Here is a 23272-nt window from a genome sequence, read left to right as displayed (position 1 = left end):
CCCGACGGGCGGAACCCCCGCATGAGCCCCCCCCCCGGGGGGCCCCGCCCGCCCCCCCCCCGGTGGTATGTGCGGTCCTCACATGGTCAACCGGTCGCGGACGCACAGGTGGTGGGTGTGGCGCGGGCCGGGTCGAGCGCGTTGGTCACCTCGTGGAAGGCGATCCGGTCGGTCAGGCCCAGGAACGCGTGCTCGGATATGTCGACCGCGCACAGGTCCTGGATCAGGACGTTCTTCACGCCGGGCCCGCTCAGGAACTGGGTCCGGTACGGCGTGACCACCTCGTCGTACTTGGTGGCGATGACCGTGTAGCGGACGCCGGAGACGGTGTCGCCGCCCGCGTTCAGCTTGGTCATGAAGTCGGATCCGACGACCTGCTGGGCGAGGGCGGGGGTGGCGCTGCTGAGCAGATCCTCCGCGCCGGGGAAGTACGGCAGCAGGTTGGCGAGCCCGGACAGCGTGGTGCCGTGGTTGTTGGGCGCGATGCCGACGAGGGCGTTCACCTTGGCGGCACCGCCGAGGAACTTGAGGTAGTAGCGGGGCATCATGCCGCCCTGCGAGTGACCGACGAGGTCGGCCTCGGCGGCGCCGGTCGCGGCGAGCACCTTGTCGACATAGGCGGAGAGCTGCTCGGCCGACTTGTCGATGGGGCCGAGCGCGTGGAAGAACGGCACGCCCTGCAGTTGGCCGTAGTCGAGGGAGAAGACGCAGTATCCGCGGTCCTTCAAGTAGGGCGCGAGTCCCAGCCAGTTGTCGACGGAGTTCGCGAAGGTGCCGTGCACAAGGACGACGGGGCGGGGATGGGCGGCGGACGGCTTGCAGGAGTAGTCGTTCCAGCCTCCCCCAAGCTCTCCGAGCAGGGGGGACCCCCAGCTCGAAGTCGCCGCCGCCTCGGCCGCCTGGGCGGTGGTGGCGGCGGGAACGACGGCGACCGCGGTGGTCAGCAGCAGCGCGGCCAGGGGTCTGAGCACTCGTTTCCAGGGCAGCATCGGGTGATCTCCTTGCGGCTCAAGGGAGGTGCGACTGCCTTACGCCCTGTGATCCGGATCACGAGGATGCTGTTCACCCGTCAAGTTACGGGCGAGTAGTAGAGGTGTGAAGTTACGCGTCAGTAAAAACTTCCAGTGATAGTCAGGGACGGTTCAATGCCACCGATGAACCATCACCAGGCAGGCCGGATGGGCCCATAGGGCGCGATACGCGCCAATTGCCCGAGCAGTGCCCGCACTTCCGCCTCACCGAGCACGTCACCCCACCCCCGCACGACCTCCGCCGCCGCCTCCTCGGCCGCGCGAGTGCAGGCCCACCCCCGCTCGGTCAGCACGACCAGCCGCGCCCGCGCGTCACCGGGATGCGGCCGCCGCTCGGCGTACCCCTTGCGCACGATCTCGTCGACGAGCTGACTCGCCGCCTGCTTGGTCACCCCGAGATGAACGGCGAGGTCGGTGGCCGTCGCACCGTCGGGAGCGAGCCGCGCGAACGCGAAACCGTGCGCGGGCCGCACCCCCTCGAAGCCCCGGGCGAGCACACCGTCGTTGATGCGTTGCGTGAGCTCACCGGCGACGGCGAGCAGGGCGGCGGACAGGGCCATGGCTTCGGAGTTCTGCACGCAGGCATTGAAACACCCTTGACGGATTGGTCAAGCTGCTTGACCATATAGTCAATCAACTTGACCATATGGAGGTACCAGCCATGCCCGTCGTTCGCCCGTCCGATGCCCTGGTCCACGAAATGCACGGTGCTCGTTTCGTCTCGTACGCCACTCCCCTCACCGGGAGCAAAGAACTGTGCGCCTGGCGCGGGGAGATCCCACCCGGCACCAAGGCGCCCGCACACACGGTCAACAGGGAGGAGATCCTGCACGTGCTCGACGGCGATCTGCTCGTCTCCCTCGACGGACACGCGACCCGTATCACCGCGGGCGACACGCTGATCATCAACCCCGGCGCCACCCTCTCCGTCGAGAACCCGACCGACCGGACCGCGATCACCTGGGTCACGACCTCCATCGGTCTGGAGGCGGAACTGGCGGACGGGACACGTATCGCACCCCCCTGGGCACGCTGACGCCTACGCCGCCAGCGACCCCGGCATCACCGCACGCGGCCCGAACTTCGCTCGCGCGCGGTCCGCGACCTCCTCGATACGGCGGGCCTTCTCGTCGAGCGGGTCGAAGCTGAGCTGGTAGGAGGCCTGCTCGGCGGGGTCGAGCCCCTCGGCGCGCAGGGCGAGGGCGCGCACCCGGGCGCGCTGGAGGCCGAGCGCCTCGTACATGCCGTACGCCTCCCTGGTCAGCGCCGCCGAGTGGGCCGTCGGCTCCTTCAGGGTGCGGCTGCGGGTCGTCGAGGAGCGGTCGGCGTAGCGGGCGGTGAGGGTCAGGGTGCGGCAGACCTTGTCCAGGGCGCGCAGCCGGGCGCCCAGTTCCTCGGCGGCCGAGAGCAGGGCGCGGCGGTGCCGGTCGGGGTCCAGCTCGTCCCGGGTGAAGGGGCGTTCGGTGGCCAGCGAGCGCGACACGGCGTTCGGCACCACCCGGCCCCGGTCGATTCCGCTCGCCTTCTCGCGCAGCTCACGTCCGGCCTTCACGCCGACCAGCCGCTGGAGCGTGGACAGCGGCGCGGCGGCGACCAGGCCCAGGCTGTCGAGGCCGTACTCGCACAGGGTGCGGGCGGTCGCGGCGCCGACGCCGGGCAGCGCGGCGACGGGCTTGCCGGCGAGGAACTCCGCGATGGCGTCCGGCTCCTCGGGCACCGCGCACGTCACCCCGGGCCGCGCGTCCCCCAGTGCCACGCGGGCCAGCATCGGCCCCGGCCCGGCGCCGATCACACAGTCGACCCCGTGGTGGGCGAGGGCGCGCACCCGGATCACCGACGCCAGCTCGACCGCGTCCCGCCCGAAGTACCGCTCGGCGCCCCGCAGATCGACCAGCGCCCCGTCCGGTGGCAGCGCCTGAACGACCGGCGTGAAGTCCTCCAGCAGTCCGAGCAGCCCGGGCAGGGCCGCCTCGTACATCGACGGCAGCTGGAAACGTACGCAGAGGATGGTCATCCCGCACTCCCCGGACTCTGGTGCCACAACTTCCGTACCTGTGAAGGCTCTTGACCCGCAGGGCGCAGATCGGCCCACGGGTTGAGTTCGTATCCGGTGGGCAGATGGATTCGCCGCCCGCGCGCCGGATCCCCACCGTCCCCCGACCCCGCCCCCTCCGACCCCGCTCCCCCCGCCTCCGCCCCCTCCGGCGCCACCACCGGCTCCGCCAGCCGCGCCGCCACCTCGTCCAGCCCGCCCTCGGCGCGCAGCTCGATCAGCTCGGCGAGGTTCCAGGCGGCGGAGCCCACCACACTCAGACTGCGCGGCCCCCGCCGCTGCACGACCCCCCGCACCAGCAACAGCCAGGAGTGGAAGACGGTGTGGGCGCAGACATCATGCGAGTCGTCGAAGAACGCAAGGTCCACCAGGCCCGTCCCGTCGTCCAGGGTGCTGAAGATGACCCGCTTGCCGGACCGGATCGGCGGCGTCTGAGTGGCCGCCTTGGCCCCCGCGACCAGCACGGTCTCCCCGTGCCGCGCCTCCCGCAGCCGCCGCGCCGAGACGACGCCCAACTCGTCCAGGAACGCCCGGTGGTCGTCCATCAGATTCCGCGAGGCATCCATCGACAGCACCCCCAGCTCGGCACTGAGCCGCTCCGCCGAGGTGAGGTCGGGCAGCCCGGCCGGGGCCGTCTTCCGCCCTCCCGCCAGCGGGAGCTGCCCTCCGCCACCGCCCCGGGCGCCCCGGTGCAGTTCGGTCAGATGCAGTTGCAGATCACGCCGGTTGGCCCCGAAGGCGTCCAGCGCACCGACCTGCGCAAGCCTTTGGGCGAGCGGACGGCTGGGCCGGCCCCGCTCCCAGAAGTCGAGCAGCGAGGCGTACGGCTGCCCGTCCGCGATCCGAGCCGCCTCGGCCTCACTGATGCCGTGCACGTCGGAGAGGGCGAGCCGCAGCCCCCAGGTCTCCTTCGAACCCCCAGATCCCTCTGATTCAGACACCAGTTCGATACGATGTGCGATCCCCGACACATTCACATCCAACGGCAGGACCGGCACCCCACGCCGCCGCGCGTCCGCCAGCAGCAGCCGCTTCGGATACATCCCGGGATCATGCGTGAGCAGCCCGGCGTAGAAAGCGGCCGGGTGATGGGCCTTCAGCCAGGCCGACTGATAGGTCGGCACGGCGAAGGCGACCGCGTGCGCCTTGCAGAAGCCGTACGACCCGAAGGCCTCGACGATCTCCCAGGTCCGCCGAATGGTCTCCGCGTCATATCCGCTGGCCGCCGCGTGCTGCGCGAACCACACCCGGATCCGCCCCTGCGACTCGGGGTCGGACAACCCGCGCCGCACCCGGTCGGCCTCGTCCCGCCCACAGCCGGTCATGATGTGCACGATGTCGATGATCTGCTCATGGAAGACGACGACCCCGTACGTCTCCCGCAGCGACTCCTCCAGATCCTCGTGCGGATACCGCACCGGCGCCCGCCCGTGCCGTGCCTCGATGAACGGCCGCACCATGTCGGCGGCGACCGGACCGGGCCGGAAGAGCGAGATGTCGACGACGAGATCATGGAAGGTGGCCGGCTGGAGCCGCCCGACCAGGTCCCGCTGCCCGGGCGACTCGATCTGGAAGCAGCCCAGGGTCTCGGTGGAACGGATGAGCCGGTAGGTCGCCGGATCCCCTTCTCCCCGCTCGAAGTCGAGGGCGTCCAGGTCGATCCGCTCCCCCGTGGCCCGCTCCACCTCCGCGACCGCGTGCGCCATCGCCGACTGCATCCGCACGCCCAGCACATCGAGCTTGAGCAGCCCGAGGTCCTCGACGTCGTCCTTGTCGAACTGCGACATGGGGAAGCCCTCGCCACTGGTCGGCACGACGGGCGTACGGGAGAGCAGGGAGGCATCCGACAGCAGCACCCCGCACGGATGCATGGCGATGCCACGCGGCAGCGCGTCGAGCGCCTCGACCAGCTCCCACAGCTTGCCGTACTTCTCCCGCTCCCCCGCCAGTTTCCGCAGCTCGGGCAGTTCCTCCAGCGCCGCCCGGGCATCGCGCGCGCGGATGTGCGGGAAGGACTTGGCGATACGGTCGATCTCGGCGGGGTCCATGGACAAAGCCGCACCCACATCCCGTACCGCATGCCGCACCCGATAGGTCTCCGGCATCGAGACGGTCGCGACCCTCTCGGTCCCGAACCGGTCGATGATCGCGCGATAGACCTCCAGCCGCCGCGCGGACTCCACATCGACATCAATGTCGGGCAGCACCAGCCGCCGTTTGGACAGGAAGCGCTCCATCAGCAGCCCGTGCTCCACGGGATCGGCGTGCGCGATGCCGAGCAGATGGTTGACGAGCGACCCCGCACCGGAGCCGCGCGCGGCCACCCGGATCCCCATCTCCCTCACGTCATCGACGACTTGGGCGACCGTCAGGAAGTACGAGGCGAACCCGTGGTGGGCGATGATGTCCAGCTCCTGGTGCAGCCGCTCCCAGTACGCCCGCCGCCCGTCGTAGCCGCGCAGCACCATGCCCGCCACCGCCCGCGAGGCGAGCGCCCGCTGGGCGGTGCGCCGGCCGGCACCGACGAGATACGGCTCGGGGAAGTGGACGCTGCCGATCCCCAGATCGTCCTCGGGATCGACCAGGCATTCGGCGGCCGTCGCCCGGGTCTGCTCCAGCAGCCGGTACGCGGTGTCGCGCCGGAAGCCGGCGGCCTCGACGACCCGCTCGGCGATACGCGCCATCTCACCCGCGCCCTTGAGCCAGGCCTCACCGGAGTCCAGTTCCTTGGTGGAGTCGATGGGCACGAGCCGCCGCGCGGAGTCCAGCACATCGGCGACCGGCCCAAGCCCCGGGTCGGCGTACCGGACGGCGTTGCTCAGCACGGGCCGCACCCGCTGCTCGGCGGCGAAGCCGACGGTACGGGCGGCCAGGCGCAGCGAGCCCGGGCCGGTGCCCTTGCGCCCGTGCCAGACGGCCTCCAGCCGCAGGGAGTCGCCGTAGACCTCCCGCCAGGGCACCAGCAGCCGGGCCGCCCGATCGGGACGACCGGCGGCGAGCGCGCGCCCGACATCGGACTCGGTACCGAGCAGGACGGTCAGCCCGTCCCCCCGGTTGTCGTCCCGGGGCAGCACCGGCGGCCCCTCTCCAGGGCCCGCATGCGAGGCAGAAACGATTCGGCACAGATCACCCCACCCATGGGCCCCGCCCCGGGCGAGAAAGGTGACCCGGCACATCGACTCATCAACAAAGGCACCCCCACGCACGGGCGCCCGCCGCCGCCCCGGGGTCTCGCCCGCCCCCGCAGCCTCGAACCCCGCCACGGCCAGCTCCACCCCGAACAGCGGCCGCACCCCCGCCGCCGCACAGGCCTTGGCGAAACGAACCGCACCCCCGAGCGTGTCGCGATCAGTGAGCGCCAGGGCGTCCATGCCCCGCTCGGAGGCACGCTCGGCCAGCCGCTCCGGGTGCGAGGCGCCGTACCTCAAGGAGAACCCGGAGGCGGTGTGCAGATGCGTGAACCCCGGCACACGCACCTCCCGCACTCATGGCCCCAGGACCGAAAACCCCGATCCTCGAACACCTCGAACATCTGTTCCCACTTCCCCCACCCCCACCATAGACCATCCCCAGCCCATTTCTCGAACACTCGTACGACATCCGTTCGGCCGCCTCCCACCTGCGCAAACGCCCGGACCCCCGGACCGTGGGGGCATGACGCAGACCACCGGCGCCGACACTCCCCGCAGCCCCTTCATGGCCGAGGTGAAGGACGCGGTCACCCCACGGGCCACGCTGCTCATGATCGGCACGGTGGCCCTCGCCCTGCTCTTCATCACCTCCTACGTGGGCGCGCTCCACGACCCGAAACCCAAGGACGTGCCCTTCGGAGTGGTGGCCCCCCAGGCGGCCGCCCAACAGGCGGTGACCCGACTGCAGAACCTCCCCGGCGACCCCCTGAACCCCCGCTCACTGCCCGACCCGGCAACGGCCCGCGCCCAGATCCTGAACCGCGAGATCGACGGCGCCCTGCTGATCGACCCGAGAGGCACCACCGACACCCTCCTGGTCGCCACCGGAGGCGGAAGAGTGCTGGCCACGACGCTGGAGAACCTGGTCACCGCACTGGAGAAGTCCGAGGCCCGCACCCTCCGCACCGTCGACGTGGCCGCCGCCGACCCACACGACGCCAACGGGCTCACGTCCTTCTACCTGACCGTGGGCTGGTGCGTGGGCGGCTACCTCTGCGCATCGATCATGACGATCAGCTCGGGCGCCCGCCGCCCCACCACGAAACGCTCGGTGATCCGCCTCATCGCCATGGCCGTGGTCGCCCTCGTCGGCGGCCTGGGCGGCGCCCTGATCGTCGGCCCGATCCTGGACGCCCTGCCGGGCAGCATCGCCGCCCTCTGGGGCCTGGGCGCCCTGATCATCTTCGCGGTGGGCGCGACCACCCTCGCCTTCCAGGCGATCTTCGGCCTGGCCGGCATCGGCCTGGTCATCCTGATCATCGTCATCCTGGGCAACCCCAGCGCAGGCGGCGCCCTCCCACCCCCACTGCTCCCACCGTTCTGGCGAGACATCGGCCCAGCCCTACCACCAGGCGCGGGCACCTGGGCAACCCGCTCGATCGCCTACTTCAACGGCAACGACATGACCGCTTCCCTACTGGTCCTCTCAGCATGGGCAGCAGCAGGAATCGCGATCACACTCCTGGCAGCAACGATGCGCGGCAAGGCCCGAACGCCGGCCCCGACGGCGACCGCGGGTCCGTAGCGGCTGGCCAGTCGAGGGCCGCCGCAGGCATGAACGCGAAAGCCCCGCCCCCCAGCAACCAGGGACGGGACCTCCACAAAGCTACGTACGTCAGCCGATCTCGGTACCCGTGGCAGACAGCGCCTCGGTCACCGGCTGGAAGAAGGTCTCCCCACCGGAGGTGCAGTCACCGCTGCCACCAGAGGTGAGCCCAACCGCCTTGTCACCGGAGAACAGCGAGCCACCACTGTCACCGGGCTCGGCGCAGACGTCGGTCTGGATCAGCCCGTTGACGATGTCACCGTTGCCGTAGTTCACGGTGGCGTCCAGACCGGTCACCTTGCCCTCGTGCACCTGGGTGGTGGACCCACTACGGGTGACCGCCATACCCACGGTGGCGTCCGCGGCACCGCTGATCGCCTGCGAGGACCCGTTGTAGAGGTTGACCTCGCTCGGGTGGTCGACCTCAGCCGTGTACTTGACCAGCCCGAAGTCGTTGTCCGGGAAGCTGGACGTCTCGTTCTTCCCGATCTCGTTCCCGCTGGAGTCCGACCAGGTGGAGATCGACTCCGTGCAGTGCCCGGCGGTCAGGAAGAACGGTTCGCCGCCCTTGACCACGTTGAAGCCGAGCGAGCAGCGCCCGCTGCCACCGGTGATCGCGTCACCACCGGCGACGAAGGGCTTGAACTCCCCCTTCGTCCGCTTCAGTTCCGCCGTGGCACCCAGCCCGTCGACCACCTTGCCGAGCTTGGCCAGCTCGGCCTTGGACACCGTACGGTCGGCGGTCACGACAACCTTGTTGGTCGTCGGGTCCGTCATCCAGGAGGTGCCGGGAATGGTCGCGTCCTGCTTGAGCGTCGTACGGGCGCTCTTCAGCTCGGCGAGCGAGTTCTCGACGACCCGCGCCTTGGCACCGGCCGCCTCGACGGCGTCGGCGGCGGCCTCGTCGAGGACGTTCACCACAAGGTTCTTGGCCTGCGCGTCGTAGTAGGTACCCGCGGCATCCGTGCCGAGGTCCTTGGCGAGCGTAGAGGCGAGCTTTCCGGCCGCGCCGATCGAAAGGAGCTTCGGCGAGGACGCCTCAGGCGTCTCACTCGCGTTCGCAGACTGCAAAGTAACGCCCGCGGCCACCAGTGCGGCGATACCCGCACCTGCCAGGGCTGCACGCCGCTTGGGTATGCGTCGGTGCTTCAACTCACGTCCTCCTGTGGGGGGTCGGCCCGAGAGGTTGTGGGGACCTCGGCGGACCGGAAGGCGTACGGCCACGGGGACGACTCACAACAAAAGCCGCACCCGCACCGGTTGAACATCTCTCACTATTCCTAGGTTCGAAGGGAGCACACAAGGTCGACTTCCGGACGCGCGTAGAACACGGTTGCGCGCCCCCCGCCGTCTTGACCGTGCACAGTCACACCCGCTCCCTTCGCACAGCAAACACCGCCAGCGAGCGAACCATAAGCAACGCGTGAGGTCTACTCCTGTCTTGAATTCGACCCCTCAGGATCCGAATCCAAGCGGGGTTCGAGCGGCGGACGTTCACCCGCACCCCCCGCACCTTTCTCAAGAAATCGCAACAATTCCACCGGAATCGGCAGCACCAAGGTGGAGTTCTTCTCGGCCGCCACCGCCATCACCGTCTGCAGCAGCCGCAGCTGAAGGGCAGCCGGTGCATCGGACATCTGATGAGCGGCCTCGGCCAGTTTCTTCGAGGCCTGAAGCTCCGCGTCGGCGTTGATCACCCGCGCCCGCCGCTCCCGGTCGGCCTCCGCCTGCCGGGCCATCGACCGCTTCATGGTCTCGGGCAGCGAGACATCCTTGATCTCCACCCGGTCGATCGTCACACCCCACTCGACCGCCGGGCTGTCGATCATCAACTCCAGCCCCTGGTTGAGCTTTTCGCGGTTGGACAGCAGATCGTCCAGCTCGCTCTTGCCGATGATGGACCTGAGCGAGGTCTGCGCCATCTGCGAGACCGCGAACCGGTAGTCCTGCACCCGCACGACCGCCTCGGCCGGTGAGGTCACCTTGAAGTAGACGACGGCGTCGACCCGCACGGTGACGTTGTCCCGTGTGATGCCCTCCTGCGCGGGCACGGGCATCGTCACGATCTGCATGTTCACCTTCTGCAGCCGGTCGAAGCCCGGAACGATCATCGTGAACCCGGGCCCGCGCACTTCCGGCCGGAGCCTGCCGAGGCGGAAGACCACGCCCCGTTCGTACTGCTTGACGACCCGCGCGGCCGCCGCGACGTACACCACTGCGGCGGACGCGAGCGTCACTCCCGCCACCACCAGCTCCTCGACCATCACCGACCCCCAGGGTCCGACGTGGGCGCGTTACAGGAGAGTCCTGCCTGTACTCCGACGGTAACCCCGCCTCACGACCAAGGGCGAGCCCCCGCACGGCAGTTGCGTGCGGGGGCTCTCATGCTGCCGGCTGCGGTTCAGGCCATACCGGACCCGAGCTCCGGACGGACGTCAGTAGACGCTGACGCCGTACGCGCTGAGGGCCTCGGTGACCGGCTGGAAGAAGGTCGTGCCGCCGGAGGTGCAGTTGCCGCTGCCACCGGAGGTCAGACCGTAAGCCGTGCCGTTGCTGCCGTACAGCGAACCGCCGGAGTCGCCGGGCTCGGCGCAGACCGTGGTCTGGATCAGGCCGGATACGACGTCGCCGCCACCGTAGTTGACGGTCGCGTTCAGGGCGGTGACCCGGCCGCTGTGGGTGCCGGTGGTGGAGCCGTCGCGGATGACGGTGGTGCCCACGCTCGGCGTGGCCGCGCGGGTGATGTCGACGCCGTTCGCGGTGCCGGGCCGGCTGACGGAACCGGAGTAGCGCACGATGCCGTAGTCGTTGCCCGGGAAGCTGGACCCGGCGGTCGAGCCGATGACCGTGGTGCGGCCGGAGTTGGAGTACCAGGTGCCCGCACCGTCGGTGCAGTGGCCGGCCGTCAGGAAGTACTGGTTGCCGCTGCTGTCCTGGACGTTGAAGCCGAGCGAGCAGCGCCAGCTACTCGCATAGATGGCGTCGCCGCCCTGGATGAACTTGCTGAACTTGCCGGGGGTGCGCTTGATCGTGAGCGCGTCGGCGTTGGTCCCGGCCCGCTGCTTGATCTTCGCGATCTCCGCCTGGGAGACAGTGCTGTCGGCGGTGACGACCACACGGCCGGTCTTGCTGTCGACGGCCCAGGCGGTGCCCGGGATGTCGGCCTTCAGCACGGAGCCGCTGGCGCTCTTGAGCTGGGCGGCGCTGAAAGTGGTGGGAGTGTCGGCGGCGTTCGCGTTGGGGATCGCGATCGCGGCTGCGGCCATGAGGCCGGTGGATACGGCGATCAGCCGGGTCCGTCTCGCAATGCCGCTGCGGGGGGTGGTGCGCTCGATCCTCACTTTTCGTTCCCTCCAGGGAAGCCGGGGGCCCGCGTGGGGTCGGGGCCCGTGAGGCGCAGTCAGCTGGCCGATCGTCTCCGGATTCCGAACACGCCGTGCCCCTGACAAGCGCTGAGGGGGAGTATTCGGCCGAAGGACGGGTAGCCGCAAGGGCGCCTTTCGGCCGTCAACTTTTGAACGATCTGCGCTGATTGGCCACAACCGCCCCGGTCAGCGCTGCTCTCGACACGAGTCGCGCCCTGTCTCGGACCACGGCCGAAGTCACCCACCCCGCACGCCCCCTCGTGCATCAACACAACCAGCCGACGCTCCCCGTACACCCCCCACACCCGGCCCGGACAGCTCCATCGGCATCGGCTGTCCACACCCCGGAGATGTCCGGAAGTCGCCTCGCACGGGGTGAGCCCGAACTGCCTCTAGCAGCCGTCGCAGGGGCAGCAGCAGTCGCAGCCGTCACAGTCGCAGTCGCGGCAGCAGCCCTCGCGCTTCTTACGGGACCACGGGCCCTCGTACTCCTTGGCGCAGCACAGCTTGCAGGTGCAGCACAGCAGCCAGAACATCCCGCAGCCGGCCCAGAACCCACGCCGTCCCTTCGGCGGCTGGGGCGCCGCTGCGCCACCGAACCCGCCGAAGTCACCACCGCCGCCTCCGCCGAAGCCACCGGCACCACCGCCGGGCACTCCCCCGCCACCCGCGTACGGGTTCCCGCCGGCGTACGGATTCCCGCCACCGGCATACGGATTCTGCGGCGCCCCGTACGGCCCCTGCTGCGGCTGCTGTGGAGGCTGCGGCTGCTGCCCGTAAGGCCCGGGCTGGTGCGACGCGCACATCGGCACCGTGCCGAACACCCGGTCCACCGAGCGCCGCAGTTCATGGACGAGCAGCAGATGCGCCAGCCTGGCGTCCGCGCTGTGCCCTTCCGGGGAGCCTCCGGACCCCCAGGCCACCTCGCGCAGCGCCAGCCGCACCCCGTGCACGGCGTCGTCGGCGAGCCGGCGCGCCTCGGCGAGCGAGGTCCCGGTCGCGGTGAGCGGGTTCCACGCACCCGACTCGGCGTCGGCGGCCCGGTCCTCCACGGCGTCCAGGAGGTGTGCCAGCCGTCCGAAGAGGCGCCCGGCCTCGGCGAGCGGTTCGGCGTTGCCCGGCCGTCCGGCCAGGATCGCGGTGTGCGCGAAGGCTGCGGCGGTCGCCGTCTCGGTCGGCTCGGTCACGGCCAGGATCGACGTCCCGATCCCGGCCAGCGCCTCGATGCCGATCTGCCGGTCCACGGCGTCGACGAGTACGGCGGTGTCGAACCCGACGGCCGAGCCGCTGCGGGCACCCGCCGCACCCCACCCCGCGGCCACCCGGCGCGCGGCGAGCGCCACCGGCCTGCGGGCCAGCAGCCCGTCCCCGTCGGCCACATGGTCGCGCACCTTGGCCGAGGCGAGCACCAGCGAGACGGCGCCGGCGAGGCGGGCACCCTCCCCCTGGGCGACGGACGCGGTGCGCATCCCGCGCAACGGGCACGGTCCCGCCGTACGCTGCAGCCCGCTGACCGTCTCGGCCTGAGCCGCCGTCAGGACGGAGATGAGGAGCCCGTCATAGTTCGTGACGATCCGCGCGAGCTGTCCATGGTCCCCGCGCAACGAGAGGCACAGCCCGCACAAATGCGCCATCCACTGCCCGGTGAGCTTCTCTCCGAGCCGATGGCGACAGGGCCTGACGATTCCGAACACGACGCTCCCCCGAGGTTCTTACGGCGTTCCGACGACGCTGAGCTGGCGCATCGTACCGATCGGCGCAGCGAGCGCCACGGTCGCGTCGTTCACCCGTACGCACCCCGCCTCACCCATACGCCGCGAAGAATCATATTTCACTCACAGTCAGCAGCCGTACGTGGCATGCCCCTTGGGGGACACGGCCTCTCGACGGATTCGCTGTGCACCAGTACCGTCACAAACCCCCCGCGCGGCGTCTATCCACTTGGCACGACGTCCGCATCATGGATGACCATAGGGATGCGGAATGCGAAAAGGACCGCTGTGAGAGGAGGCGTCCATGGGATCGGTGCGCAAGGCGAGTGCCTGGCTGGGCCTCGTTGACGACAACGATGACGAGCGTTACTACGACGACGACTACTCCGAGGGGACCGAGCCCGGGGATGCCTGGGTCACCGATCCGAGGGTCAAGGTGGCCTCGGACGTCGCCGAGGAGAAGGGCCGTCGTATCGGCACGGTCACCCCGGACAGCTTCCGGGACGCCCGGGCCATCGGCGAGCTGTTCCGGGACGGCGTCCCGGTCATCATGAACCTGACGGCCATGGAGCCCGCCGACGCCAAGCGCGTCGTCGACTTCGCGGCGGGGCTCATCTTCGGTCTGCGCGGCTCGATCGACCGGGTGTCCAACCGGGTGTTCCTGCTGAGCCCGGCCGACACGGAGATCGTCAGCAGTGAGCGGGCGCCGCACCGCGAGGACGGCTTCTACAACCAGAGCTGAGGCAGGGCCGCTCACCGGCCCTGCCCCCTGGTGGGGTCAGCGGAAGGCGTCGAGTCCGGTGAGCGCCTTGCCCAGCACGAGCTGGTGCATCTCGACGGTGCCCTCGTAGGTGAGCACCGATTCGAGGTTGGTCGCGTGCCGCATCACGGGGTATTCGAGCGAGATCCCGTTGGCACCGAGAATCGTCCGTGATGTACGGCAGATGTCGATGGCCTCGCGGACGTTGTTGAGCTTGCCGAAGCTGACCTGCTCGGGACGCAGGCGGCCGGCATCCATCCGCCGCCCCAGATGGTGGGCGAGCAGGATCCCCTTGTGCAGTTCGAGCGCCATGTCGGCGAGTTTGGCCTGGGTGAGCTGGAAGCCCCCGATCGGCCGGCCGAACTGCTCCCGCGTCTTCGCGTAGTCGACAGCGGCCTCGAAGCAGGAACGCGCCGCACCCATCGCCCCCCACACGATCCCGTACCGGGCGTGCGAGAGACAGCTGAGCGGCCCCTTGAGCCCGACCACCTCCGGCAGCACGGCATCGGCCGGCAGCCGTACGTCGTCCATCACGAGCTCACTGGTGACGGAGGCGCGCAGCGACAGCTTGTGCTTGATCTCCGGGGCGGAGAACCCGGCGCTGTCGGCCGGCACGACGAACCCGCGGATCCCCTCGTCGGTCTGCGCCCACACCACGGCGACCCCGGCGACGGACCCGTTGGTGATCCACATCTTCCGCCCGTTCAGCACCCAGTCGGAGCCGTCCCGCTTGGCGTACGTCCGCATGGAGCCGGGGTCGGAACCGTGGTCGGGCTCGGTCAGTCCGAAGCACCCGATGACCTCACCGGAGGCCATCCGGGGCAGCCACGTCTGCTTCTGCTCCTCGCTCCCGAACCGGTGAATGGCGTACATGGCGAGAGAGCCCTGCACGGACACCAGGGACCGGATCCCGGAGTCGGCGGCCTCCAGCTCCAGACAGGCGAGCCCGTACTGCACGGCGGAGGCCCCGGCGCACCCGTAGCCCTCCAGGGACATCCCGAGGGCACCGATCTCCCCGAGCTCCCGGGCGAGTTCCCGGATCCCCGGCAGCTCGCCGTTCTCGTACCACTCGGCGACATACGGCACGACCCGATCCGTCGCCCAGGCCCGCACCGTGCCCCGAACGGCAAGGTCCTCGGGCTCCAGGAGGTCGTCGATGCCGAGGGGGTCGGCGGGGTCGAACGGGGGCAACTTCGAGGACGCGGACATCAGGACACCCTCCGGCAAGGATTAAAACTAGCACCGCTAGTCACGGCTCTGGGCAGACGCTACGACGCAGTGTCCCGCGAGTCCAGTGCACACGACGGACCCAGGCCGCCGACGGCGAGGAAACCCCACGGGAAAGGTCCAGCCATCGAGGAACCGGAAACGGATGGTGCGTGGGTGGCAGAAGGCCTTGGTCAGGCGGAGACGCGGGACTCCACGACTTCCCTGGGTCCAGGAATGTCCGCCTCCACCGGAGGTGCCTCGCACTGCATGGCCCGCGGCAGCCGCAGCGCCATCACCGCGCCGAGCAGCAACAGCACCGCGCTCACCAGCAACGTCACATGCAGCCCGTGCACGAAGGAGTGCCGCGCCGCATGCCGCAGGGCGACCCCGGCAGGCCCGCCGAGCTGCCCGGCGACCTCGTACGCCTCCCCCAACGAGTGCGCGGCGGCCGTGGAGGCCGACGCCGGCACGCCCGACACATCGGACAGCCCGGGCGCGTACGCCGCGTTCATCACGCTGCCCAGCAACGCGATACCGATCCCCGCGCCCAGCTGGTACGACGTCTCACCGATCGCCGCCGCCCCGCCGGCCTGCTCCGGCGGAGCCTCGCTGAGCATCGACTCGTACGCCCCGAAGAGCGTCGTCTCCAGCCCGAAGCCCAGCAGCAGGAACCCGGCCAGCAGCAGCCCGGTGTTGTCCTCGCCGCCCATCGCCGTCAGCAGCAGCACCGCGAGGGCCGTCAGCACGAACCCGGCGCACACCATGCGCCGCGGCCCGAACCGCCGCAGCAGCCGCGCCCCCGCCAGCCCGGCCGCCATCGCGGCGAAGGTCAGCGGCAGCAGCCGTAGCCCCGTCTCCAGCGGCGACAGCCCGAGCACCAGCTGCAGATACTGCGCCGCGATCAGTTCGAGCCCGACCAGCGCCAGCATCGCCAGCACGATGCACCCGACGGACGTACTGAACGCCGGCCGCGCGAACATCTTCAGGTCCACCAGCGGATACGCCCGGCGCCTCTGCCGTCGTACGAAGAGGATCAGCAGCGCGGCGCCGACGACCAGCGGCACCAGGGTGAGCAGGCTGGCCACCTGCTCCCCGCCGCCGAGCCGCTTCACGCCGAGTACGACGCCGAACAGTCCGGCCGCCGCCATCAGCGCGCCGACCACGTCCCAGGGGCCCTTGCCGTCGCCCTTGGACTCGGGCAGCAGCAGCCGGCCGACCGGCAGGCTGACCAGCATCAGCGGGATGTTGACGAGGAAGACCGAGCCCCACCAGAAGTGTTCGAGGAGGAAGCCGCCGAGCAGCGGCCCGACCGCGGCGCCCACGGCGGCGACGGCGCTCCAGATGCCGATGGCGAGGGCCCGCTCGCGCCGGTCGGGGAAGACCTGGCGCAGGATCGACAGGGTCGCGGGCATGATCATCGCGCCGCCGACGCCGAGCAGGGCGCGGGCCAGGATCAGCACCTGCGGGTCGTGCGCGAGGGCGGCGAGCCCGGAGGCGAGGCCGAAGAGGCCGTATCCGAGCAGCAGGACGCGTCTGCGGCCGACCCGGTCGCCGAGCGTGCCGAAGAGGATCAGCAGCGAGGCGCAGACCAGCGGGTAGATGTCGACGATCCAGAGCAGTTCTATCGCGCCGGGGCGGAGGTCCTCGGTGACGGCGGGCACCGCCACGTGCAGCACGGTCGCGTCGACGGCGACGAGCAGCAGGCTGACACAGAGGACGACGAGGACGACCCAGCGGTTGGCACCGGCCCCGGCCGCCCGACGGCGCAGCGCAGCGGCGGCCGTGGTCGTCCCGGACATGTACGTACCTCCCAGATGTTCCCTCGCCCCGGCGGGCTCACGGGGTGGGGACTTCCCGTGACTCGGCCGGAGAGGAGCGGTGGTCTCCGGCCCGCGCTACGAAGGGCGAGTGATTCGTCAGGGTACGCGAGTCCTCGTCTGTGCCGAGTGGCGGACCTCTCACACGTCCGGCGCAACGAGTGTGGCATACGCCACTCCCTCCCCCTCGGCCGCGTCCCGTCCGACCTCCCGATTCAGGCCGGGCCGATAATCGAGCCCGTGACCGATCTTGCGATGCGCGTGGCTCCGGCCCGCTCCGAGGCGCTGCGCCGGGCCGCCCCGGCGCTCCTCGGGTACGCGGCCGTACGCGCCCTGGGCCTGCTCGCCCTGACCCTGTGGAGCGCGGCGCGCGACAAGGACGCGTACACCTTGCTGACGGCCCGCTGGGACGCGCTCTGGTACTCCAGGGTCGCCGAACTGGGCTACGGCTACGAGGTGCGCCTGCCCAACGGGGACGTGCACTCGAACCTCGCGTTCTTCCCGCTGCTGCCCTGGCTGGAGCGGCTGGTCGCGCAGGTGTCCCCACTGTCGTACGCCGACGGCGGCTTCGTCGTAAGTGTGCTCGCCTCGCTCGCCGCGGCCTGGGGGATCTTCGCGGTGGCGGAGCATGTGTACGGCCGTCGGGTCGGGGTGTGCGCCGTCCTGCTGTGGGCGGTGCTGCCGGTCGGGATCGTGCAGTCGATGGCGTACAGCGAGTCGCTGTTCACGGCGCTGGCGGCCTGGTCGCTGTACGCGGTGCTGACCGGCCGCTGGCTCACGGCGGGCACGCTGGCCCTGCTGGCCGGGCTGACCCGTCCGGTGGGACTGGCCGTGGTCGCGGCGGTGTGGGCGGCGGCCATCGCCTCGTTCGTGCGGGAGCGAAGCGCGGAGCGGGCGACGGGCGCGGACGCCCCGGCACGCGCCCCCGGCCCGACGGTGCGCCGCGTCCTCGGCATGCTGCTCGCCCCGCTCGGCGCCGCCGGGTACGTCCTGTGGGTCGGGCACCGCACCGGCAAGGGTCCCCTGGGTTATCTCGACGTCCAGGCGGGCTGGCGCAACGGTTTCGACGGCGGATACGCCTTCGCCCGATTCGTCGGCGAAAAGTTCACGTCGTTTCCGTCGGCTCTGGCGGGGGTCGGGTTGATCGTCGGAGTCGGCCTGGTGGGCTGGCTGTATGTCGTCTGTGTACGGCAACGCCAGCCGCTGCCGCTCCTGGTGTACGCGGGCGTCGTGACCGCGCTCGCCCTGTGCGCGTCGAGCTACTTCGGCTCGAAACCGCGCCTGCTGCTGCCCGCGTTTCCGCTGCTGCTGCCGCTCGCCCGGTCCCTCGCCGGGCTGCGTACGCGCAGGTCGGCGCTGGTGCTGGGGGCGGTGGCCGTGGCGTCGGCGGTGTACGGGGCGTTCTGGCTGAACGGCAGCGGTCCGCCCTGACCACGGGTGAGCGCCGGTGTGCGCCGAGAGAATTCCGGATTATGCCCCGGTGAACGAACTCAAAAGCGTAATAAACCCCCCATCCGGAATGATCAAAAGAATTGAAGGCCGCACTGCCAGGTGATTGCGGATTCACTGGAATTAAACCTCCACCTGAGAGGAATCCCACATCACATCGTCATCACAAAGCCGTTGAATCGACCGGGTTCCGAGCTCACTCGCTGTAACGTCGATTGGGTGCGTACCGAACGGAAGCCCACCCGTCTGGACCGGGTGTTCGCCAGGCTGGATCGTGAGCCGGAACGACCGGCTCACATCAGCGTGCCCGAAATGAGCCGGCACAGGATCGTGCTGCTGGGCGCGACCCTGGCCTTCTACGTGGCGATCGTGTGGGCCATCGTGATCACCTCCTGGCTGGTCCGGCTGGACTGGCAGGTGATGTTCTTCCGGCCCTACCAGCAGTGGTCGGAGATCCACGCCTTCGTCGACTACTACGTGGTGCTCGGCCAGCGCGGCCCCACCGCAGTGATGGTCGCGGCCTGGCTGGGCTGGCGCTCCTGGCGGCAGCACACGCTGCGGCCGCTGCTCGCGCTCGGTGTCTCGCTGCTCCTGCTGAACATCACCGTCGGTGCCGCCAAGCTCGGCATGGGCCGCCTCGGACCGCACTACGCGACCAGCATCGGCTCGAACGAGATGTGGCTGGGCGGCGATATATTTCCCAGCGGCCACACCGCCAACGCCGTGGTGACCTGGGGAATCCTCGCCTATCTGGCCTCGACGCCGAGAGCGCGCCGCTGGCTGTCGGCCGTGTCGGCGGTGACCTCGCTGGGCGTCGGCCTGTCCACCGTGTACCTCGGTACGCACTGGCTGAGCGACGTACTGCTCGGCTGGGCCGCGGGCCTGCTGATCCTGCTCGCCCTGCCGTGGTTCGAGCCGCTGATCACCCGCTCCGAGAGCTGGATCCTGGACCTGCGCGACCGCTTGCGCGAGCGCCGGACCGGCAGCGTTCCGGTGCCGACGGCCCCGGTCGAGGCGCCCGTGCTGCTCAAGCCGCGGCCCGCGCCCGCCGACAAGGAGGTCGCGGCCCGCGAGGCGACGCCCACGGCGCACTCCCCCCGGGCGACCGTGCACCAGCCCGCCTATCTGACTCCGGGCCCGCACTCGGCCCGCGCGGAGCGCACCCCGGTCACCCCGGCCGGCAGCCGCCGCCCGCCGCACACGGACCGCATCCCGCGGGGCTCGGCCCCGGCGGCCCGCCCGCTCGCAGGCGGCTGACCAGCACGGCAGAAGGCCCCGGTTCCCGTCAGGAACCGGGGTCTTCGCACGTCGTCAGCCCTTCCAGGCCCGCGCCACCCGGCCGTCCTTGACCTCGAAGTTCAGGCGACCGCTCAGGTATTCCATGGTGATGATCGCCCCCGGCGGCAGCGAACGCACCGTCGACCACCCTCGGTCACGGGCGAGCCGCTCGGCCCGTTCCGTATCGAGTCCGACATATACGTCCGGATTGTCCTGGGGTTCGGCGGGGGGTTTCGGAATGGGTGCCATGGCGCCACGCTAGGGCCTGCACGAAGGGTCGGGCCAGTGCCGTCCGGGGACCTTTGTAGCCGTCATCGAGGTCGTATGTAGCTGCCATCCAGGTCACACATCCCCCTCCGGTCACGCTTTTGTCACAGAACCACGACACGTGTTTCATGCACACTTCGTCACACGGACGAGGGGTTCCATAGGCCTTCCGCAGGCATTCGATCGTAATTTCCGCGTGTCGCACGGACCCGGCCAATAACCCGGCGGAAAAGTTCCCCGGGAACTGTTTTCGGACTCCTTTTCCCACCGCCGCGCATTCGCCGCGGCCACAGCGGGCGCGCGGGCCGCGGGAGCCGGTGCCGCACGGAAAGTGCATGGTTTCAGCACAGAACCCCCGCACGCCCTCTGTCGGAGCACTGCCGACGCGAGCATCATGGCGTGAGCTCGCGTCGGCGCGTGCGGCGCGGGCTTCAGCGGGCCCGGGACGCGGCGAGCGAAGGGGCGAGCGAGCGATGGGGACACAGACCGCACCGGCGACGGAGGGGCCCGCGCGGCCCAAGCAGCCCGGCGGCCGTGTGATCGTCGACTGGCTGACCACCACCGACCACAAGAAGATCGGCCATCTCTACCTGATCACGTCGTTCGTGTTCTTCCTGGCCGGCGGTGTCATGGCCCTGCTGATGCGGGCCGAGCTGGCCCGGCCGGGGCTGCAGCTGCTCACCAACCAGGAGTTCAACCAGGCGTTCACCCTGCACGGCACGATCATGCTGCTGCTGTTCGCGACCCCGAGCTTCGCGGGCTTCGCCAACGAGCTGATGCCGCTGCAGATCGGCTCCCCGGACGTGGCCTTCCCCCGGCTGAACATGCTCTCGTACTGGCTGTTCCTGTTCGGCGGCCTGATCGTGATGGGCTCGCTGATCGTGCCCGACGGGCCCGCCGCCTTCGGCTGGTTCGCCTACGCCCCGCTCAACAGCCCGGAGCACTCCCCCGGCATCGGCCCCGACCTGTGGATCATGGGCCTGGCGCTGGCCGGCTTCGGCACGATCCTGGGCGCGGTCAACTTCATCACCACGATCATCGGGATGCGCGCGCCCGGCATGACCATGTTCCGGATGCCGATCTTCGTGTGGAACACGCTGTTCACGTCGATCCTGATCCTGATGGCGTTCCCGGTGCTGGCGGCGGCGCTGCTGGTCCTTGAGGCGGACCGCCGGTTCGGCTCGGTGGTGTTCGACGCGGACAACGGCGGGGCGCTGCTGTGGCAGCACCTGTTCTGGTTCTTCGGCCATCCCGAGGTCTACATCATCGCCCTGCCGTTCTTCGGCATCATCAGCGAGATCATCCCGGTCTTCTCCCGCAAGCCGATGTTCGGCTATCTGACGCTGGTCGGGGCGACGATGGCGATCACCGGTCTGTCGATCGTGGTGTGGGCGCACCACATGTTCGTCACCGGCGCGGTGCTGCTGCCCTTCTTCTCCTTCATGAGTTTCCTGATCGCCGTCCCCACGGGAGTGAAGTTCTTCAACTGGACCGGGACCATGATCAAGGGCTCGCTGTCCTTCGAGACCCCGATGCTGTGGGCGACGGGCTTCCTGGTGACGTTCCTGTTCGGCGGTCTGACGGGGGTGATCCTGGCGTCACCGCCGATGGACTTCCATGTCTCCGACTCGTACTTCGTCGTCGCCCATTTCCACTACGTCGTCTTCGGCACGGTCGTCTTCGCGATCTTCGCCGGGTTCCACTTCTGGTGGCCCAAGTTCACCGGGAAGATGCTGGACGAACGGCTCGGCAAGATCCACTTCTGGACGCTGTTCGTCGGCTTCCACACCACGTTCCTGGTGCAGCACTGGCTGGGCGCGGAGGGCATGCCGCGCCGCTACGCCGACTATCTGGCGGCCGACGGCTTCACCGCCCTGAACACCGTCTCCACCATCGGCGCCTTCCTGCTCGGCCTGTCGACGCTGCCGTTCCTCTACAACGTCTGGAAGACCACCAAGTACGGCAAGAGGGTCGAGGGCGACGACCCCTGGGGCTACGGCCGCTCCCTGGAGTGGGCCACCTCCTGCCCGCCCCCGCGGCACAACTTCACGACACTGCCGCGGATCCGCTCGGAGTCCCCGGCGTTCGATCTGCATCACCCTCAGCACGCGCTGGAGGCTCCGCAGCCCGAGCCAAGGAGCGAGCAAGCCGGCCCTGAGCCGTCCTGATCGCCTCGACCAGTTCGACCGGCTCCACGACCTCGAACTCGAAGCCCATCAGCATCACATGGATGACCATCACGTCGAGGCTCCCGGCGCCGGTGCGCAGCAGGCAGCTGTCCGGCCCCTCCGCCTCCAGCTGCCCTGCCGTGGGCGAGACCCTCTCGGCCGCCTCCTCCAGGGGCACCAGCAGCCGGATGACGGCGTGCGAGGCGTACGCGCGCGTGGAGACGCCCCGGGAGACGTAGGCGGCGAGGTCCTCGGCGGGCGGGGTGCGCGGGGCGAAGCGCGGGCCGTGCGGCGGCCTGGGGGTGATGCGGTCGACGCGGAACGTACGCCAGTCGTCGCGGTCGAGGTCCCAGGCGACCAGGTACCAGCGGCGTTCGCTGCACACCAGGCGGTGCGGTTCGACACTGCGGCGGGTGGGGGCGCCCTCGTGGTCGCGGTACTCGAAGCGCAGGCGTTCGGCGTCCCGGCAGAGGTTGGCGAGTTCGGTCAGGACGGCCGGGTCGACGGCGGAGGGCTGGGGGCCGCGCAGCATCGGCACGGTGAAGGCGTTGAGGGCGCCGACACGGCGGCGCAGCCGGTTCGGCAGGACCTGCTCCAGCTTGGCGAGGGCCCGCACCGAGGTCTCGCCGATGCCCTCGATGCCCTGTCCGGCGGCGGTGCGCAGGCCGACGGCGACGGCGACCGCCTCGTCGTCGTCCAGCAGCAGCGGGGGGAGCTCCGCTCCGGCGCCGAGCTGGTAGCCGCCGCCGGTGCCGGGGCTGGCGTTGACCGGGTAGCCGAGTTCGCGCAGGCGGTCGACGTCACGGCGGACGGTGCGTGGGGTGACGTCGAGGCGTTCGGCGAGTGCGGCTCCGGACCATTCTCGGTGGGCCTGGAGGAGGGAGAGCAGCCGCAGCAGTCGCGCGGATGTGTCCAGCATGATCCGAGTCTGCCAGTCGCCTAATGGTTCGGGGGTATGCGTTCGCGGGCGGGTGCGGGTCCGGGGGTGGCTCGTCGCGCAGTTCCCCGCGCCCCTAACGGCGTTGCCGGGACCCGGCATTCGACGCTGAGGTTTCCCTGTCGTGTCTCGTAGGGGACTCGATCCGCCAGGGGGTGTACGTCCATGGCACCCGGAACCAGACGGTGGTCCGACTCCTCCTCCGTCACGCTGGCGTACGCGTCCCAGTGGCCCTCCGGCAGGGCGACGCTGCTGGGGAGGGCGGCGCGCAGGCGGCCGCGTGCGGCGGGGGTCAGCGGGAGGCTGAGCTCCTCGTGGCCCTCGCGGTGGCGCAGCACCAGGTGGGCTTCGTCGGCGGCGCCGGACGCGCTGACGTCGAAGGTCAGTCCGCCGGCCGAATCCGCGATGCAGTCGGCGCGCAGTGGTGCGGCGTGCGACACGTGCGTCGTCATGCGGTGCGGTTCCTCCTTCGGCGCTCTGCTCCGTCAG

18 protein-coding genes and 1 pseudogene are annotated in these 23272 nt (G+C 70.2%); 6 read left to right on the top strand and 13 right to left on the bottom strand.

The window, feature by feature from the left end:
• Positions 1 to 86: 86 nt before the first annotated feature.
• Positions 87 to 989, bottom strand: a complete 903-nt coding sequence (locus ACFWYS_RS21045; RefSeq protein WP_384770883.1) for an esterase/lipase family protein — start codon at positions 987 to 989, stop codon at positions 87 to 89.
• Positions 990 to 1162: 173 nt separating this feature from the next.
• Entirely contained in the window at positions 1163 to 1609 is a 447-nt protein-coding gene (locus ACFWYS_RS21040) for a MarR family winged helix-turn-helix transcriptional regulator (protein WP_384770880.1), read from the bottom strand.
• An 83-nt stretch (positions 1610 to 1692) separates the two neighbouring features.
• Between ACFWYS_RS21040 and ACFWYS_RS21035 the strand changes: the two genes are divergently transcribed.
• On the top strand, positions 1693 to 2067 hold the full coding sequence (locus tag ACFWYS_RS21035; protein WP_384770878.1) for a cupin domain-containing protein: 375 nt from the start codon (positions 1693 to 1695) through the stop codon (positions 2065 to 2067).
• A 3-nt stretch (positions 2068 to 2070) separates the two neighbouring features.
• On the opposite strand, the gene ACFWYS_RS21030 is transcribed toward ACFWYS_RS21035, so the two are convergent.
• Positions 2071 to 3045 carry a hypothetical protein gene (locus tag ACFWYS_RS21030; RefSeq protein WP_384770875.1) on the bottom strand — a complete coding sequence of 325 codons (975 nt, stop codon included), beginning with the start codon at positions 3043 to 3045 and terminating at the stop codon, positions 2071 to 2073.
• Entirely contained in the window at positions 3042 to 6554 is a 3513-nt protein-coding gene (locus ACFWYS_RS21025; protein ID WP_384770872.1) for a DNA polymerase III subunit alpha, read from the bottom strand. Before ACFWYS_RS21025 ends, ACFWYS_RS21030 begins: the two co-directional genes overlap by 4 nt.
• A 184-nt stretch (positions 6555 to 6738) precedes the next feature.
• Between ACFWYS_RS21025 and ACFWYS_RS21020 the strand changes: the two genes are divergently transcribed.
• Complete coding sequence (locus ACFWYS_RS21020) at positions 6739 to 7800, top strand: DUF3533 domain-containing protein (protein ID WP_384770869.1); 1062 nt, start codon at positions 6739 to 6741, stop codon at positions 7798 to 7800.
• A 90-nt stretch (positions 7801 to 7890) separates the two neighbouring features.
• On the opposite strand, the gene ACFWYS_RS21015 is transcribed toward ACFWYS_RS21020, so the two are convergent.
• From ACFWYS_RS21015 to ACFWYS_RS21000, 4 genes are all read right to left on the bottom strand, one after another.
• On the bottom strand, positions 7891 to 8973 hold the full coding sequence (locus tag ACFWYS_RS21015; RefSeq protein WP_384770866.1) for a S1 family peptidase: 1083 nt from the start codon (positions 8971 to 8973) through the stop codon (positions 7891 to 7893).
• A 278-nt stretch (positions 8974 to 9251) separates the two neighbouring features.
• Positions 9252 to 10085 carry a slipin family protein gene (locus ACFWYS_RS21010; protein WP_384770863.1) on the bottom strand — a complete coding sequence of 278 codons (834 nt, stop codon included), beginning with the start codon at positions 10083 to 10085 and terminating at the stop codon, positions 9252 to 9254.
• A 171-nt stretch (positions 10086 to 10256) separates the two neighbouring features.
• A complete protein-coding gene (locus tag ACFWYS_RS21005) occupies positions 10257 to 11162 on the bottom strand; it encodes a S1 family peptidase (protein WP_384770860.1) in 906 nt (301 codons plus the stop codon).
• Between the two features lie 416 nt (positions 11163 to 11578).
• Positions 11579 to 12880 (bottom strand): DUF5685 family protein, encoded by a 1302-nt coding sequence (locus ACFWYS_RS21000; protein WP_384770858.1) that lies wholly within the window; start codon positions 12878 to 12880, stop codon positions 11579 to 11581.
• A gap of 322 nt (positions 12881 to 13202) precedes the next feature.
• Between ACFWYS_RS21000 and ACFWYS_RS20995 the strand changes: the two genes are divergently transcribed.
• Positions 13203 to 13640: a cell division protein SepF gene (locus tag ACFWYS_RS20995; protein ID WP_272116506.1), complete on the top strand. Its 438-nt coding sequence runs from the start codon at positions 13203 to 13205 to the stop codon at positions 13638 to 13640.
• A gap of 36 nt (positions 13641 to 13676) precedes the next feature.
• Here ACFWYS_RS20995 and ACFWYS_RS20990 read toward each other — a convergent pair whose 3' ends face one another.
• Both ACFWYS_RS20990 and ACFWYS_RS20985 read right to left on the bottom strand, forming a co-directional pair.
• The gene (locus ACFWYS_RS20990; protein WP_384770855.1) at positions 13677 to 14867 is read right to left on the bottom strand and encodes an acyl-CoA dehydrogenase family protein; all 1191 of its coding nucleotides are present in this window, start codon (positions 14865 to 14867) and stop codon (positions 13677 to 13679) included.
• 191 nt (positions 14868 to 15058) lie between these two features.
• Positions 15059 to 16666 carry an MFS transporter gene (locus tag ACFWYS_RS20985; RefSeq protein WP_384770852.1) on the bottom strand — a complete coding sequence of 536 codons (1608 nt, stop codon included), beginning with the start codon at positions 16664 to 16666 and terminating at the stop codon, positions 15059 to 15061.
• A gap of 258 nt (positions 16667 to 16924) precedes the next feature.
• Here ACFWYS_RS20985 and ACFWYS_RS20980 point away from each other — a divergent pair, with 258 nt between their 5' ends.
• Both ACFWYS_RS20980 and ACFWYS_RS20975 read left to right on the top strand, forming a co-directional pair.
• Positions 16925 to 18115, top strand: a complete 1191-nt coding sequence (locus ACFWYS_RS20980) for a glycosyltransferase family 39 protein (protein WP_384770849.1) — start codon at positions 16925 to 16927, stop codon at positions 18113 to 18115.
• 237 nt (positions 18116 to 18352) lie between these two features.
• A complete protein-coding gene (locus ACFWYS_RS20975; protein ID WP_384770847.1) occupies positions 18353 to 19390 on the top strand; it encodes a phosphatase PAP2 family protein in 1038 nt (345 codons plus the stop codon).
• Positions 19391 to 19444: 54 nt separating this feature from the next.
• Here ACFWYS_RS20975 and ACFWYS_RS20970 read toward each other — a convergent pair whose 3' ends face one another.
• On the bottom strand, positions 19445 to 19660 hold the full coding sequence (locus ACFWYS_RS20970; RefSeq protein WP_384770844.1) for an I78 family peptidase inhibitor: 216 nt from the start codon (positions 19658 to 19660) through the stop codon (positions 19445 to 19447).
• Positions 19661 to 20013: 353 nt separating this feature from the next.
• Between ACFWYS_RS20970 and ctaD the strand changes: the two are divergent.
• Positions 20014 to 21681 (top strand): annotated as a pseudogene (gene ctaD, locus ACFWYS_RS20965) (cytochrome c oxidase subunit I); the annotation flags it as partial.
• Between the two features lie 43 nt (positions 21682 to 21724).
• On the opposite strand, the gene ACFWYS_RS20960 reads toward ctaD, so the two are convergent.
• The gene (locus ACFWYS_RS20960) at positions 21725 to 22765 is read right to left on the bottom strand and encodes a helix-turn-helix transcriptional regulator (protein WP_384770841.1); all 1041 of its coding nucleotides are present in this window, start codon (positions 22763 to 22765) and stop codon (positions 21725 to 21727) included.
• 20 nt (positions 22766 to 22785) lie between these two features.
• Positions 22786 to 23235, bottom strand: coding sequence for a hypothetical protein (locus tag ACFWYS_RS20955; RefSeq protein ID WP_384770838.1), 450 nt, complete (start codon positions 23233 to 23235; stop codon positions 22786 to 22788).
• Positions 23236 to 23272: the final 37 nt, after the last annotated feature.

Origin of the sequence: Streptomyces sp. NPDC059010, from assembly GCF_042740355.1 — a bacterium.
Lineage (GTDB): Bacteria > Actinomycetota > Actinomycetes > Streptomycetales > Streptomycetaceae > Streptomyces.
The sequence above is the reverse complement of the archived record's forward strand: the minus strand, read 5'-3'. Positions and strand labels throughout refer to the sequence as shown.

Coding starts and splice junctions, on each gene's coding strand:
- ACFWYS_RS21045 (WP_384770883.1), bottom strand. CDS start 989: ATGCTGCCCTGGAAACGAGTGCTCAGACCCCTGGCCGCGCTGCTGCTG.
- ACFWYS_RS21035 (WP_384770878.1), top strand. CDS start 1,693: ATGCCCGTCGTTCGCCCGTCCGATGCCCTGGTCCACGAAATGCACGGT.
- ACFWYS_RS21030 (WP_384770875.1), bottom strand. CDS start 3,045: ATGACCATCCTCTGCGTACGTTTCCAGCTGCCGTCGATGTACGAGGCG.
- ACFWYS_RS21020 (WP_384770869.1), top strand. CDS start 6,739: ATGACGCAGACCACCGGCGCCGACACTCCCCGCAGCCCCTTCATGGCC.
- ACFWYS_RS21010 (WP_384770863.1), bottom strand. CDS start 10,085: ATGGTCGAGGAGCTGGTGGTGGCGGGAGTGACGCTCGCGTCCGCCGCA.
- ACFWYS_RS20995 (WP_272116506.1), top strand. CDS start 13,203: ATGGGATCGGTGCGCAAGGCGAGTGCCTGGCTGGGCCTCGTTGACGAC.
- ACFWYS_RS20990 (WP_384770855.1), bottom strand. CDS start 14,867: ATGTCCGCGTCCTCGAAGTTGCCCCCGTTCGACCCCGCCGACCCCCTC.
- ACFWYS_RS20985 (WP_384770852.1), bottom strand. CDS start 16,666: ATGTCCGGGACGACCACGGCCGCCGCTGCGCTGCGCCGTCGGGCGGCC.
- ACFWYS_RS20970 (WP_384770844.1), bottom strand. CDS start 19,660: ATGGCACCCATTCCGAAACCCCCCGCCGAACCCCAGGACAATCCGGAC.
- ACFWYS_RS20960 (WP_384770841.1), bottom strand. CDS start 22,765: ATGCTGGACACATCCGCGCGACTGCTGCGGCTGCTCTCCCTCCTCCAG.
- ACFWYS_RS20955 (WP_384770838.1), bottom strand. CDS start 23,235: ATGACGACGCACGTGTCGCACGCCGCACCACTGCGCGCCGACTGCATC.